Genomic DNA, 14,196 nt, shown 5'->3' with positions numbered 1-14,196 from the left:
CTATGATTAAAACAGATATTTGTATTATAGGTGGTGGTTCAGGTGGACTTTCTGTAGCAGCTGGTGTAGTACAAATGGGTGCAAGCGTAGTTCTTTGTGAAGGTGGTAAGATGGGAGGTGATTGTCTTAATTATGGTTGTGTACCATCTAAGGCAATCATAGAAGCTTCAAGAGTTATTACAAAATTAAATAAGGCTAAAGACTTTGGTATAAATGTAGATAGCATAGATATTGATTACGCCAAGGTACAAGCACATATCAAAGCTACTATAGCAAAAATAGAGCCACATGACTCAGTCGAGCGTTTTGAGAAATTAGGGGTTAAAGTTATCCAAGAATATGCGGAGATAGTTGATCGCTATACAGTCAAAGCTGGTGATAAAATTATCAAGGCTAAATATATTGTTATAGCTACTGGTTCAAGAGCAAGTATTCCTAATATTAAAGGTTTGGATACAATTGATTTTCTAACCAATGAAACAATTTTTGAGCTTAAAGAAAAGCCGCAGCATTTAATGATTATCGGAGGTGGACCTATAGGTGTAGAGCTAGCACAGGCTTATGCTTTGTTGGGTAGCCAAGTTACAATTTTTGAAGCTTCAGATACTATCTTAGGTATGCTTGATAGTGAATGTCGCAAAGTTGTGATTAAGGAGTTTGATCGTCTAGGTATCAACATAATTACAAATGTAAATATCACAGAGATTGAACAGCAAAATCAACAGATAAATGTTTGTTGTGGCGATAAGTACTACGAAGGCTCGCATCTATTAGTTGCAGCTGGGAGACAGCCAAATTTAGCTAAGTTAAATCTAGATAATGTGGGTGTTAGATATACTTCTAGAGGTATAAATGTTGATAAGCGCTTGAGAACAAACTATAAAAATATCTATGCTATAGGCGATGTCACTGGAGGGTATCAGTTCACTCATGTGGCAGGCTATCATGCTGGTATAGTGATCCAAAATATCTTATTCAAGTTACCAGCAAAAGTTGATTATAGTAGCTTACCATGGTCTATATATACTAGCCCTGAAATCGCACATGTCGGTCAAGATATCTCACAGGCTCAAGATCAGGGTGCAAAAATTCTGAAATTGTCATATCAAAATAATGATAGAGCAGTCGCAAGTCTAGCAACTAATGGCTTAGTCAAAGTGGCTGTTAGCCGAAAAGGTTATATATTAGGGGCTACTATTGTTGGTGAAAGCGCTAGTGAGCTAATTGTACAATGGACTTTAGCAATTAAAAACAAATTAAAGATAAAAGATATAGCTTCTCATATTGTGGCATATCCAACTTTGAGTGAACTAAACAAAAGAATTGCTGGAAGTTATTTCACACCGAAGCTATATAGTAACAAAGTTAGACGCTTAGTTAGACTGTTAATGAAAATATTTGGTAAAAGGTTATGATAGAACAAAAAATCAGACCAACTTTTCAGAAAATCTTTGTTGATAATGTCGCTAAGCTTGTAGCGCCTATAATAGTTCCTAACGTGGTTACAATACTATCTTTAATCTGTGGTTTAGTTGCTGCAGTATCATTTTTTATGAATCAATACTTGTGTGTGTTTTTGCTACTGTTATCAGGATATCTAGATATTTTAGATGGCTCAGTTGCGCGTCTACAAAATAGCTCATCATCATTTGGAACTATGTTAGATATATTAAGTGATCGTTTTGTAGAGAGTTTTATTATTATCGTTATTTTTATCAATCAACTTGATATTGCATGGGTTGGTTTATTAATGATGATGTCTATTATTGTTTGTATTAGTAGTTTTTTGCTAGTAGGGATATTCAGTCAAAAAGAGTCTTCTAAAAGCTTTTACTATAGCCCAGGTTTGATTGAAAGAGCCGAAACATTTATCTTTTTTATAGTTATGATTTTATTACCGAGCACAGTATTTGTACTAGGCTTGATTTATACATTGTTAGTTTTATGGACTACGCTGTACCGTTGTTATGAATTTTACTGTTACGAAAAAATTAAGGAGCAATTATAATGAGAAATTTTTTAAACAAAACTTTTGTGGGCTTTATGGCGGGATTAATTAGTGCCTGTGTCTTATATTTTTTGTTTATTTTTATTCGTCAGCATGGAGTTGAGCTTAATGATGAATTTAAATATACGCTTTATCGCTTAATGGTGTGGGGTGGTGTTTGGGCTATATTATTTGCATTACCCATATCCAAAAATACTCTTATCAAAAGCATAGTTATTGGTTTAGCTGTTATATTGTTTAACTTTTTGGTTAAAATGCCATTAGCTGGTCAAGGTTTCTTTGCTATAAATGCTGGCACAGCAGTATTTGTTATGAATATTGTTTTTAATTCTTTATGGGCATTACTTGCTGGTGTTATTTATAGTATTGCGACAATTCAGCAATAGGGTTGGAGAAACTGTTATGAATAGTTTTAGAGATTTGTTGAGTAAAGTATTTACTGCCTATATGGCAGGATTAATCAGTGGATTGGTTATAGAGATTATTTGGATTTTGGTTACAACTCATAGTTTAAGCCTAAATGAAGATCTAAAGCTAGAGTTATACCGTATGATGATATGGGGTGGTGTATGGGCACTACTTCTTGTTTCACCATTTCCAAAGAATATTTGGATAAGAAGTGCTGCTATGGCTTTGATAGTTATACTCTTTAACTATATGATAAGAATGCCTTATTCCGGCGATGGTTTCTTCGCATCAAATGCTGGAAATGATGTGTTTTACGCCAATCTTATATTTAATTGTCCATGGGCTTTGTTGGCTGGATTTATATATACACTTGCTAGTAATAAGTAATATATAAAACTTTTAATAATTTTTAGATAATTTAACCATATCACTTGTTTTTCGCTAATTAATCCCTATATCTAATAGCAGGAAATTTTATAACATTAACTATGTATCCATATTATCTATTTGTTGGATATGTTTGAAAGTATTTGGGAGTTTAAAATATGGCAGATTATTATTCTTTACTAGGAGTTAGTAGAGATGCTTCAGAAGCTGAGTTAAAAAAAGCATATAGAAGATTAGCAAAAAAATATCATCCGGATGTTAACAAAGAAAAAGGGGCTGAGGATAAATTTAAAGAAATTCAAACAGCCTATGATGTCTTGGGTGATAAAGAAAAGAGAAAATTATATGATGAGTATGGAGAAAACTGGGATAAAGTTCAGCAAGGCGGTTTTGGCGGAGCTGGAGGTGGTTTTGGTGGCTTCTCTCAAGGCGGAGGTTCTCAAAGCTTTAACTTCGAGGATTTAGGGGATATTTTTGGTGATCTTTTTGGTGGCGGAGCTGGTGCAAGAGGCTTTGGTGGAGGTCAACCAAGAGCTAGAAAGGGTGAGGATATAAATATCTCTTTACGTTTGAATGTTGAAGATGCTATCAAAGGTGGCTCTAGAACAGTTTCGTATAGCTATCAAGAAGCAGGTGCTAATGGTATGCCAACCATGCAACACAAAAGCGTAGATGTCAAAATACCACCAGCTATGGGTAATGGCAAAAAACTACGTGTCAAAGGTAAAGGTAGTGCAGGCATTGGAGCAAATGCTCCGGCTGGGGATTTGTATATCAAAGTTGAAGTAGTGGATCATAAAAACTATAAAGTTGATGGTAATGATATTTATGAGCATATTAATATAGCACCTTGGGAGGCGGCTCTTGGTACATCACTAGAAATAGATACCCCATATGGTAAGAAAAAAATGAAAGTACCAGAAGGTAGTCAGTCAGGCCGTAAAATGCGTATCAAAGGCAAAGGTCTTGGGGATGGAGATTTTTATATTGTTTATGATGTCAAATTACCACCTGCTGATACTGATGAGAAAAAAGAGTTCTATAAACAAATGCAAGAAAAAATGAATTTTGATCCAAGAGCTTAGACTTGCCTTTTTCTATTTCCTATCTCAATTATAAAATAGCTCACAAGTATTAATGAGCCTCCAATAATCGTTGATAAATATATTTTTTCATCATTGATAAGCTTCCCAAAAATTGTTGCAAAAATAGGCTCAAAAGAGAAGATAACAGCAACTTGAGACATACTTAGGTGTTTTTGATAAGTGTTCTGTAAGTAGTAGCAAGTAATTGTTGAAATTGAGCAAAAAACTATAGCGATTACTAATATATAGTTAAAGTGAAGATACATAAACGATGATACATCTGTTATCAAAGGCATAGGTATACCAAAAGCTACTTGCAGTATTATTAGTAGACGCAAGTCTTTAAAAGCTTCACTGCGATGATCTTTTCTGGTTTCATAGCTAAGATATACTACTGATACAGCATACATCAGAGCACATAATACTGACCAAAGATAACCTATAGTAAAGTTATCAAAGCTTGCGCCAGATAGTGCATATATCCCTAATAATGAAACACCAGAAGCAACTATTCCATAAATTGTTAATCGATCTACCTTAAAAAGACTTCCTATGAAAGGAATCATAATTACACTCAAAGCTGTCAAAAATGCAGAAACACTTGATGAAACGGTGTATAGTCCCTGAGTCTGAAAATAAAAACTCATACCTTCAAGTGAGCCAAATATAGCCCCCACTTTTAGTAAGTATAGTTTATTATGAAACTTAGCTCTTAAAACTAAAGGTAAGAATAATAGGCATGATAATCCAAGTCTAAAAGCTACAAAAAGCCCAGGTGATACATACTCAAGAGAGATCTTAACTAATGGGAATGTTGTTCCCCATAGGATGGTGACTATAAAAAGGGCAAATACGGCCTTTCTTTGTATACTCATGATAATTTAAATATGATGCTAAAATTTAGCAGTAAGTTTGTCTTTATCTGCTATTAAAATCAAGAAGATAATCTTGCAAAAATACTCTTATAATAAGTTATTAATTACTGATTATTTACATTAAATTATCAATATTGGTATAATTTAATGTTATTTGAAAATAATTTTATCGAAAAAGGGTGCCTATGAAACAGGTTTCAAAAGTTAAACAATTTGGCGCTATAGCTATTATAGCTGGTACAGCGATAGGCGCTGGTATGCTTGGTATTCCATTTGCAGTTGCAGCAGTAGGCTTTAACTATGCATTAATGGCATTGTTTCTGGTTTGGATCATCATGTATGCGACAGCTCTATTAATTGTTGAGGCAAATGTTTCACAACCATTAGGTACAGATATGGATTCGATTGCTCATAATATACTAGGCAAGTCTGGTAGAGTAATGAATTTATTATTTTATTTACTATTATTATACTCACTCCTTACAGCTTATATCTTTATGGGTGGTCAGCTCTTTGAAACTTATGTTACTAGCTGGTTTAACTTTGGTAATGATAGCTTTGCAAAGTTTTTATTTACATTTGTCTTTGGCTTTTTTATCTACAAAGGAATTAGAGTTGTATTTAGAGTTAATGAGCTGTTTTTGAGTCTAAAAGTTTTAGCTTTTGTGTTGTTTATATCTTTTGTAGCTCCACAAATACGACCAGCTGTACTAGAGAGTAGAGCTCTAGGTGTTGAGTATGTTTGGTTCTCTATTCCAATACTTGTAACATCTTTTGGATTTCATATTGTGATTCCTGCGATTAGGAACTATTTTGAAAATGATATTGTATTTAAAAGAACAGTAGCTGCTGGGGCATTAGCACCATTAATTGTTTATCTGGTTTGGGTTATGGCAACTTTAGGTACTATAAATCTACATGGTGGTAATGGCTTTATTGATCTTAGTCATTCTGGTAAAACACTAGCAGAAGCTTATGTAAGTTTAGGACAAAGAGCACCATTGATATTTATTAGGCTTTTTGAAAACTTTGCAATTATTACATCTTTTCTTGGAGTTGCATTGGCGTTATTTTCATTTAATCAGGATTTATACGCTCTGAATTCTAGAAAGAAATTAATTACTTTAATTATAACCCTATTGCCTCCACTGTTTTTTGCAATATATTTTGTTAATAGTTTTATAGCTGCTTTGGGTTATGCGAGTATCTTTGTATCTGTACTTTTAATTGTACAACCAGCACTGATGGTTTGGGCTGTAAGAACTAAACAAGGTAATAATAGCATTCTCAGTAAGCTATATTTATCTTTGATATTATTCTGTGGTATGGGTATTATTGCATTGCAATTATTAGTAGCTTTTGGTAGATTACCACATATATGATTTCATTAACTTCTAAATCTTTTACATTTCTATGAAAAAACCTAGTTTTGATTTTAAAAAAAGACCACATGATAGTGGTAGTTATCAATTTGAAAATAACAATAATAACTCTAATATTGAGGAGTTTAACCTTGATAAGCTTAAGCAGTTCCCAGATGAGTTGGTCGAGATATTTAATCTAATACAAGCTGTTCGTTATGATAGAATAATGCTACAAGAAGAATATAATAAGTGTAGACTAAAATTAAATAACGATAGAATGGATCTTGAGTTTGAAATTATAAAAATAAAAAAGCAGTATAATGCTAAGATATCTGCTTTGCAGGAAGAGTATAATTCGGTAAAATCTAATTATAATATTGAACTAGCAAAGATGAGAGAAAGCTAATAATACAAAGTTAGTCGGACAGTCGCACTTTTTATAAGTGAGGAAAGTCCGGGCTTTATAGAGCAAGATGCCAGATAACGTCTGGGAGGCGTGAGCCTACGGAAAGTGCAACAGAAAATAAACCGCCTTTTTTTACAAAAAGGTAAGGGTGAAAAGGTGTGGTAAGAGCACACCGCATTGGTGGTAACACTCAATGGCATTGTAAACCCCATCTAAAGCAAGACCAAATAGCGCTACGAAAATGTTGCTCGCATTGTAGCAGGGTAGGTCGCTTGAGCTTGTTGGTGACAACAGGCCTAGATAAATGACTGTCTATTACAGAACCCGGCTTATAGACTAGCTTTGTATTTTTTTATAAAAAAGTGGGAAATTATGCAAGTTATTGACTCTAAACTTTTGGATAGTGATGGTCAGATAAAAGATGACCTTTTGATATCCGAGCTTAAAAGTTTTTATACTAGCGATAAGTTTGAGATTATAGCAGCAGCGTTAGAACTTCTAAAAAGTAAGAGTGCTGAATCAGTACGTCATCCAACAGGGATAAGCTCGTTTTTATATGCTATCGAGATGGCATATGTTCTTTTCAAGATCAAGGCAGATGAAGAATCAGTATCTGCAGGTATTTTATATGAGCTATATAATTTTGGTGATATATCAGATGAAGATGTAGAGAAAGCAACCAATCAGACAGTGGTTAAGATTTTGCAAGGTACACGCAAAATGTCAGCTATTAGGATGTACCGTTCTGATAATATCTCACTTGAGCAGATTGATACTTTTAGAAAAATGCTTTTGACGATTATAGAAGATGTCAGAATCGTTTTAATTAAAATAGTTGATAAGCTATGTACTATCCGTCATTTAAAGTCTCTAAATACTAACACCCAAAGAGTTATAGCTAGAGAAACACTAGATATCTATGCACCATTGGCAAATAGACTTGGTTTGGGAGCTATTAAATGGGAGCTTGAAGATAGGGCCTTTTTTTTCTTAGAACAGGAAGAATATAAAAAAATAGCCAAAAGTTTAGGTTTTACACGTAAAGAAAGAGAAGAATTTCTTAATCAAGTTATTGAAGAGTTAAAACAAATACTTAGAAAGTATAATTTAGATGCTGGTGTTCAAGGTAGAGTTAAACACATCTATAGTATATACAAAAAGTTTAAAAACAAAGGTTATCAAGATATCAATGATCTTTATGATATTACAGCTGTTAGAGTTATAACAAACAATATAGATGAATGTTATAAAGTATTAGCTGAAGTTAATAACCTATATTCACCGATTCCAGAGGAGTTTAGTGATTATATAGCTAATCCAAAGCCGAACGGTTATAAGTCTATACATACTGTGGTTAGGGTTGGTAAACAAAATATCGAGGTTCAAATTAGAACGCATAAAATGCATGAGGAATCAGAACTTGGTTTTGCCGCGCATTGGCGTTATAAAGAAGGTGTGAAGTTTGATGCACCATATGAAGCAAGAGTGGCATGGTTGAGATCTCTTCTTGAATGGGAAAAAGAAATCAACGACGATGATAGCCAAATTACTAAAGAGCTAAATAGGAGACTTTATGTATTCACTCCTGCTAATGAATTAATAGACTTAGCTGAGGACTCTACAGTCCTAGATTTTGCATATTCTGTACATACTATGGTTGGTCACCGTACAAAAGGCGTAAAACTAAATGGTAAGATAGTACCTCTAACAACTAAACTAAAAACAGGAGATAAGGTCGAGGTTCTAACTGGGAAAGAACCAAATCCAAGCAAAGACTGGGCTTCTGAGAGTTTGGGATATTTAACCTCTGCTAGAAATAGATCTAGGGTAACCAAGTGGTTTAACGAGCAAAATAAAGAAGATAATATTGTTTTAGGAAAAGATAGACTCCTCAAGGAATTAAGAGGCTATGATCTTAAAGAGGTTGACTTTGTAGAAGTTGCCAATAAGTTTAATATGAAAAGTAGTGATAGCTTATTTGTTGCTGTTGAGAACGGTACCGTTCGAATTAATAGCATTGTTAATCATATACTTGATACATATTCAGCTGAAGAAAAGCTTGTCAAAAAGAAGAATCGAGTAACTACAGCCAAAACTAAGACTCCTAAGGTTTTAGTATCTGGATTTAATGGTATGAAGTATGAGATGGCTAAATGTTGTCAGCCTGTTTATCCTGACGAAATTCAAGGATATATGAGTGTTACAAAGGGAGTTGTTATACATACTTCTAGTTGTCCTAATTTAGGTCATTTAAAAGAAAAGAGTCCTGAGAAATTTATAGAAGTTAATTGGGATGAGTAGAGTAGAAGCAAACTTAACTACTTTCCAGCATAGTTTCCTGTATTTTTAGCTTGTTGTAACCAACCATTTTTGATGTAAAAAGTTACTTCATTTGTCGACTTGATTTGATTGCCAGTAGCAGTTTGTCCTGCGATAGTTAACTTATTCTCTCCAGGTGTTGGTCTAGCAATTTTCCATTGATCATCTTCAAATGTTGCAGGCATAACTGTACCATTAACTATAAAAGTTGGCTTGTCATCAGCAGATATGGCAGGATTCGTTGATATAGCTAATTTATCTTCTTTGGTGAAAATATTAGCATCATTTGCTGGAGATGTTATTTGTACACTTAGATCTCCAGTTCCTTGATTTTCATCTAACACTTCTTTGTTCTTTTCAGCTAGACTAGAGTTGTTCAGCTTAGAAATATCGCTTTGCTTAATTTTAACAGGTTGATTTGAGATCATATCTTGGCTAGCTTTAGTATCTACAACTGTAGGTTGACCAACTTCGATAATTTTATAATCAGTATCATCAGAAGGTTTTTCTTCTGAAAATACAACATTACCATTTTCTGATCGCCATGAGTAAATAGTTGGATTAGCTGCTTGGGCAAGAGATATAAAGGTAAAACATGATATAACGTAAAGTAATATGATTTTATGAAAATTGGACATTATTTAAATTCTCAAACTTTTAGCTATCTTCAAGTATATATAAAATTAATAATAATCAAAAGCCCAGATATATTAATTTATCTACCAAGAACCTGACGTCTATAGAATTCTGAGTCACTTGAGGTAATAATTTTATGATCCTTAGTGCTACCTCTAACAGAAATTGTTACCGGTCCTGGATTTGGTCTATTTACTTTCCACACCCCATTTTCGAAGTGAGCAGGGTATGGTATGCCATTTATTATAAATATTGGATGATCTTCAGCTGTCAAAGATGGCTCCAAAATAATTGGTAATTTCTCATTATGGACAAAACGATTTTCACCATTAGCTGGTGAGATTATTTTTACTTTGACTACTTCTGAATTTCTCCCATTTTGTTGCTGATTATCCTGTTGTGTATTATGAGTACTTAAATATAAATTATTTTGTTTTAGCGAAGCAAGTTGTTGTTCCACAGGAGATTTTTGTTGTATTTGATTTTTATGAACTACACCAATTTTCTCATATTCTTGATCAAACATTGGAGCTGTCTGTGAGAATACTACATTGCCTCTAGAGTCTCTCCATGTATATACATTGTCATCTTGGTTGGCGTATAAAATATTAGTGACAATACTCAGTAATAATATTTTGTATATATACTTCAAATAAATCATAAAACAGATATCTTAAAACTTTATATTTACAATTATATATGTTTATACTACATCAATTAAGGATAAATTTAGGTTTCTATTATGATTACATTGGATTATGTGATTTATGATTGTATAGCTAATGCATGTTTACTTGGGTTTGCAGTTTTACTTTATAAGAAAAATAAGTATGCATGGATGTTTGTGTTAGCTAGTCTGATTATAAAGGTTTTTATTTATGGTAAATATGGGATTACAACATCATCTATTTATCTGTCAGCACAGATAGTAACAACTGTAGTAGCTGGGTATATTTGGCTCAAACAATCTAACTATACCAAACCAACTCAAAAAGTAAGATTGCTGGCAATAGTTGCTAGTTTTATTGTCTTGTTATTATGGGTCGGCGTGATGTATAAATATGTCAATCCATATATACTTGATTACGAGTTATTATTTGGCTTTGATTATCTATGCTATATGCTAGTTGTAATAGGAGCTATATTTGTGGCATTTAGATTAGCTATAGGGCTACTATTTTTTTCTGTAGTATTTATTAGCTATGCTGTTAATTATGCAAACTCTGCGATGGTTATTAGCAATGCACCTCAGAATATAAGAGATTTTATTCCATATTATTGGATATCAGCAGTACTTTTGTTCATAGCTGGAATCATCATAGTAGCAGCGTATACAAATGCTAAAAGAAATATTTAGTATAGTTATAAACTATATACATCAAATCTATTTGTTTTACCTTTAAGTTGAGATGTTGGTTTTTTGCCATAAAGAAAATCAGCATTAATAGGTCTCTTTACAACAGCTTTTTTAGTTTTTTTAGATATGATGATATTTTTGAGTAAGTTTGAGTTAGATTCATCATCATTAAAAGCAATGTCGTGTAAGACTTGCATGCCCTGTTTGACTTTAGCGCTTTTGTTACGTGGCGGAAACATTGGGTCTATATATATACAGTCAAAAGAAATATTGGCAGTATTTATATATTCATTAGCATCTATATTAATTAGTTCTATTTGATTGGCAATATCTTTTAAGTTAGGAGTTTGTCTTGCTCTATTGAGTGCATCTGCGAGTAATACGAAAATATAACAATCTTTCTCTAGAGAAATCAATCTATGTCCTCTAGCTGCCAGTGTAAATGTATCTCTGCCTAGACCAGCTGTTGTATCTAAAATATTTAGTTTGTCTTTTGAGCGACCTTCAACAGCTTGTACAACACTACATTTTTTAGTACTAGGGTTTATCCTATTTAGAATTTCGCTACTATTAAAATCTATAAATAGCTCTTTATCTTTGTAATGTAGTTTTAGAATATTATTGTCGACATATAAGTATTTATCATCTTGGCTTGATAAAATATATTCAAACTCAATATCTGTAATATTCTCAATATGAGATATTACTGCTAAGTCGTAGACATTCATGATTTTTTTTTCGCTCGAGGATGTGCTTTATCAAAAACACTTGCAAGTTGTTGGAAATTTAAATGAGTATAAATTTGCGTGCTAGAAATATCAGCATGACCAAGCAAATCTTTTACAGCAAGCAAATCTTTAGATGAATCTAAAACATGAGTAGCAAAAGAGTGACGCAACATATGTGGATGTATGTGTTTGGTTGCATATTTTTCAGCAAAGATTTCAATCCGTTTTTGGATAGATCTATTTGTTAAATGCTCACCATTTTGTGAGATGAAGAGATAGTTACATTTCGGGCTATAAGTATCTCGAATATTTAGCCACCTATTTAGATTTATTAGTGTCTTACTGCCAAAATATACAACCCTCTCTTTATTGCCTTTACCTATGACACGTATACTCTTTTGATTTACATTTATGTCTTTTAGTTCTATTGAAGATAATTCGCTAAGTCTTATTCCACAGCTATACAAAAGATCAAAGCATGCTATATCACGAGTTTCGATATTATTGCTTGGTTTGATATCTAATAAATAGGCTAGCTCATCTGTATTTACAGCTTTAGGTAGTTTTTTACTACTCTTAGGTGCCTTGATACCAGTTGTGGGGTTATTTTTTATTAACTCACTATTTATCAAAAAATTAAAAAAACTTCTTAAAGAACTAAGTTTGCGTTGTAATGTTTTTGAGGAGTTTCCTTGGGCATGAAGCTTTTTGACCCACATTAAAATATCATTGTTTTCAAGTTTTGTTATATCTTTATCAACTATTGAACTATTTAACTGGAGTAAATCTCTGCGATAATTATTTATAGTTTCTTGAGAGTAATTTTTTAGGTAGAGTAAATTATCAAGGAAATTATCAATATGTTCTATATTTGTCATTATCTAAATTACAGAACTACGCACAATATTACTATTACACCAGAAACTAGAGAAATTAGCCATAAGCTTTTGTAGGTTGATATCTTATAGTTAAAGCTCTCGCCAAGACTATTTATCTTAAACGCCATAAGAGCAGGCATAATCATCAACAAGACAGCAATCGATAGGCCAACGCATGTCATAGCATAAATAAATATATTAGGATCCATTTGGTTTATTATTAGTGGAATGGCAAAAGTCAGAATTGTTGCTATTGAGTATCCAATAACCTTCTTTGTTTTATATAACTTATATGTGTCTAAATTAAAGTGAAATAAAGATAAGTTAACACTTAAAAATGATGTCATAATAGCCACATAAGTGAAGATATGTAGTACCGCATCTGTAGTTGGAGTTCTTACTTTATCTCCTAAAGTTTTTAGGATGTCACCAATATTGGCTTTATCAACTGGGATGTGATTAAATATCGAATCCATGAAGCTTACAGGACCGTGTAGTGGTAGTACACCTAAGATAGTAAATACCCATATAATATATAGTATAAGCGGTATGATACTGCCGATAATAACTATGCGTTTCATATCTTTAGCATTTTTGCCAAGATAGTCAGACAAGGCAGGGACTATAATATGAGATGTAAAAGATGTTGTAAAAACAGGAATTGCGATAATCAATGAAACTCCCAAATCAACTGGAGTTACAAAAAGATTTGGAACTTCAATATAACTATTAAATACAACACATAAAATTACTAATACGAGTATTTTTAGGATTATAAAAAATCTATTAGCATAATCGACAAATCTTGTTCCTAAAACTACGATACTTCCAAAAATGACTACAAAGATCAACGATGATGCTTTTTCATCAAGATTAGGGAAGGATGAGGATAATGATGAAGCAGCTGCTGAGATATAAGCTGTACTAATAAAATACATGAGTATTAAAAAAGCTATACTTGCTACTATTCCTCCGCCTTTACCAAGATATCTCTCTGCTATAGTTTTAAAACTACTACCATAAGGCATTGAGCAAGAAATATCTGAGATAACGACAGCAGTGTAGGTCATTATACTCCAGACTAAGAATATGAGAATAGAGCCTATCACAAAACCAAGTTTAGCGGTTATGATAGGGAGTGCTAGTATACCGCCACCTATCATAGTACCTACTATGATCATTATTGATCCTAAAATTTTGATGAAGCTATTCTGTCGATTATTCATATTTATTCTTAACTTAGTGTGCTGGCTGTTGAGATTGGTTTGCTTTTTTTTGCATATATATAGCATCAAAGTTAATTGGTGCTAAATTAAGAGGTAAAAAGCCTCCTTTAATTATCGAAGAATCAATAACTCTTTTTGCGTAAGGGAAAAGAGTATTAGCACAGTAAGTATTAAGTACAGATTCTACTTGTTCTTCACTCATGCCAGTAATTGTAAATATACCTGACTGAGTAACCTCGGCTATGTACGCATTTGCTTGTTTGTTTTTAGTAGTTATTGTGATTGTCAAATCAAGCTCAAAATTTTCATCATTAATTTTTTTTGTATTAATATCAATATTAAAATCTGAGCTAGGATCCCACTGATCTTTAAAACAAGCAGGAGAGTTAACAGTTTCGAATGAAACATCTTTTGTATATACTTTTTGGATTAAAAAAGAAGGTTGATTTTCGTTATTTTGCATTGCTTTTCCTAAGACTTTACAAATTCATATCTAAAAAATTATAGCAAATTGAAAAA

Annotated in this window: 16 protein-coding genes and 1 other RNA gene; 10 read left to right on the top strand and 7 right to left on the bottom strand. The window is 32.7% G+C overall.

Features of this window, described 5'->3' with window-relative positions; translation table 11 throughout:
* Positions 1 to 2: 2 nt before the first annotated feature.
* The 5 genes from IMS64_RS07645 to IMS64_RS07625 all read left to right on the top strand — a co-directional run bounded on the left by IMS64_RS07645 (position 3) and on the right by IMS64_RS07625 (position 3,888).
* The gene (locus tag IMS64_RS07645) at positions 3 to 1,415 is read left to right on the top strand and encodes a dihydrolipoyl dehydrogenase family protein (protein WP_211490337.1); all 1,413 of its coding nucleotides are present in this window, start codon (positions 3 to 5) and stop codon (positions 1,413 to 1,415) included.
* Complete coding sequence (locus tag IMS64_RS07640) at positions 1,412 to 2,008, top strand: CDP-alcohol phosphatidyltransferase family protein (protein ID WP_013922482.1); 597 nt, start codon at positions 1,412 to 1,414, stop codon at positions 2,006 to 2,008. Before IMS64_RS07645 ends, IMS64_RS07640 begins: the two co-directional genes overlap by 4 nt.
* Positions 2,008 to 2,394, top strand: a complete 387-nt coding sequence (locus tag IMS64_RS07635) for a membrane lipoprotein (RefSeq protein WP_088821624.1) — start codon at positions 2,008 to 2,010, stop codon at positions 2,392 to 2,394. Before IMS64_RS07640 ends, IMS64_RS07635 begins: the two co-directional genes overlap by 1 nt.
* Positions 2,395 to 2,410: 16 nt before the next feature.
* Positions 2,411 to 2,803: a membrane lipoprotein gene (locus IMS64_RS07630; protein WP_088821623.1), complete on the top strand. Its 393-nt coding sequence runs from the start codon at positions 2,411 to 2,413 to the stop codon at positions 2,801 to 2,803.
* Between the two features lie 158 nt (positions 2,804 to 2,961).
* The gene (locus IMS64_RS07625; protein ID WP_088821622.1) at positions 2,962 to 3,888 is read left to right on the top strand and encodes a DnaJ C-terminal domain-containing protein; all 927 of its coding nucleotides are present in this window, start codon (positions 2,962 to 2,964) and stop codon (positions 3,886 to 3,888) included.
* Here the strand turns inward: IMS64_RS07625 and IMS64_RS07620 are convergent.
* Entirely contained in the window at positions 3,885 to 4,763 is an 879-nt protein-coding gene (locus IMS64_RS07620) for a DMT family transporter (RefSeq protein WP_088821621.1), read from the bottom strand. The two genes, IMS64_RS07625 and IMS64_RS07620, sit on opposite strands and share 4 nt — an antisense overlap.
* Before the next feature lie 185 nt (positions 4,764 to 4,948).
* On the opposite strand from IMS64_RS07620, the gene IMS64_RS07615 reads away from it, so the two are divergent.
* The 4 genes from IMS64_RS07615 to IMS64_RS07600 all read left to right on the top strand — a co-directional run bounded on the left by IMS64_RS07615 (position 4,949) and on the right by IMS64_RS07600 (position 8,834).
* Positions 4,949 to 6,145: an amino acid permease gene (locus tag IMS64_RS07615; protein WP_004287136.1), complete on the top strand. Its 1,197-nt coding sequence runs from the start codon at positions 4,949 to 4,951 to the stop codon at positions 6,143 to 6,145.
* A 31-nt stretch (positions 6,146 to 6,176) separates the two neighbouring features.
* Positions 6,177 to 6,533 (top strand): hypothetical protein, encoded by a 357-nt coding sequence (locus IMS64_RS07610; RefSeq protein ID WP_004287137.1) that lies wholly within the window; start codon positions 6,177 to 6,179, stop codon positions 6,531 to 6,533.
* A 6-nt stretch (positions 6,534 to 6,539) separates the two neighbouring features.
* Positions 6,540 to 6,881: RNase P RNA component class A (gene rnpB, locus IMS64_RS07605), an RNA gene on the top strand.
* 24 nt (positions 6,882 to 6,905) lie between these two features.
* A complete protein-coding gene (locus IMS64_RS07600) occupies positions 6,906 to 8,834 on the top strand; it encodes a RelA/SpoT family protein (RefSeq protein ID WP_211490336.1) in 1,929 nt (642 codons plus the stop codon).
* Between the two features lie 17 nt (positions 8,835 to 8,851).
* Here IMS64_RS07600 and IMS64_RS07595 read toward each other — a convergent pair whose 3' ends face one another.
* Together IMS64_RS07595 and IMS64_RS07590 are read right to left on the bottom strand one after the other, a co-directional pair.
* On the bottom strand, positions 8,852 to 9,490 hold the full coding sequence (locus IMS64_RS07595; protein WP_211490335.1) for a DUF4124 domain-containing protein: 639 nt from the start codon (positions 9,488 to 9,490) through the stop codon (positions 8,852 to 8,854).
* A 77-nt stretch (positions 9,491 to 9,567) separates the two neighbouring features.
* Positions 9,568 to 10,149 (bottom strand): DUF4124 domain-containing protein, encoded by a 582-nt coding sequence (locus IMS64_RS07590; protein ID WP_211490334.1) that lies wholly within the window; start codon positions 10,147 to 10,149, stop codon positions 9,568 to 9,570.
* Between the two features lie 81 nt (positions 10,150 to 10,230).
* Between IMS64_RS07590 and IMS64_RS07585 the strand changes: the two genes are divergently transcribed.
* Positions 10,231 to 10,845, top strand: coding sequence for a hypothetical protein (locus IMS64_RS07585; RefSeq protein WP_042523957.1), 615 nt, complete (start codon positions 10,231 to 10,233; stop codon positions 10,843 to 10,845).
* A 5-nt stretch (positions 10,846 to 10,850) separates the two neighbouring features.
* Here the strand turns inward: IMS64_RS07585 and IMS64_RS07580 are convergent, their stop codons facing one another.
* The 4 genes from IMS64_RS07580 to secB are packed head-to-tail and all read right to left on the bottom strand — an operon-like array spanning position 10,851 to position 14,140.
* Complete coding sequence (locus tag IMS64_RS07580) at positions 10,851 to 11,573, bottom strand: class I SAM-dependent methyltransferase (RefSeq protein WP_035736814.1); 723 nt, start codon at positions 11,571 to 11,573, stop codon at positions 10,851 to 10,853.
* Positions 11,570 to 12,451 (bottom strand): site-specific tyrosine recombinase/integron integrase, encoded by an 882-nt coding sequence (gene xerA, locus IMS64_RS07575; protein ID WP_088821617.1) that lies wholly within the window; start codon positions 12,449 to 12,451, stop codon positions 11,570 to 11,572. The genes IMS64_RS07580 and xerA overlap by 4 nt, the downstream gene beginning before the upstream one ends.
* Before the next feature lie 8 nt (positions 12,452 to 12,459).
* Complete coding sequence (locus IMS64_RS07570) at positions 12,460 to 13,677, bottom strand: amino acid permease (protein WP_088821616.1); 1,218 nt, start codon at positions 13,675 to 13,677, stop codon at positions 12,460 to 12,462.
* Positions 13,678 to 13,690: 13 nt separating this feature from the next.
* Positions 13,691 to 14,140, bottom strand: coding sequence for a protein-export chaperone SecB (secB, locus tag IMS64_RS07565; protein WP_004287145.1), 450 nt, complete (start codon positions 14,138 to 14,140; stop codon positions 13,691 to 13,693).
* Between the last annotated feature and the right edge of the window lie 56 nt (positions 14,141 to 14,196).

This window comes from Francisella philomiragia, from assembly GCF_018135955.1.
Lineage (GTDB): Bacteria > Pseudomonadota > Gammaproteobacteria > Francisellales > Francisellaceae > Francisella > Francisella philomiragia.
The sequence above is the reverse complement of the archived record's forward strand: the minus strand, read 5'-3'. Positions and strand labels throughout refer to the sequence as shown.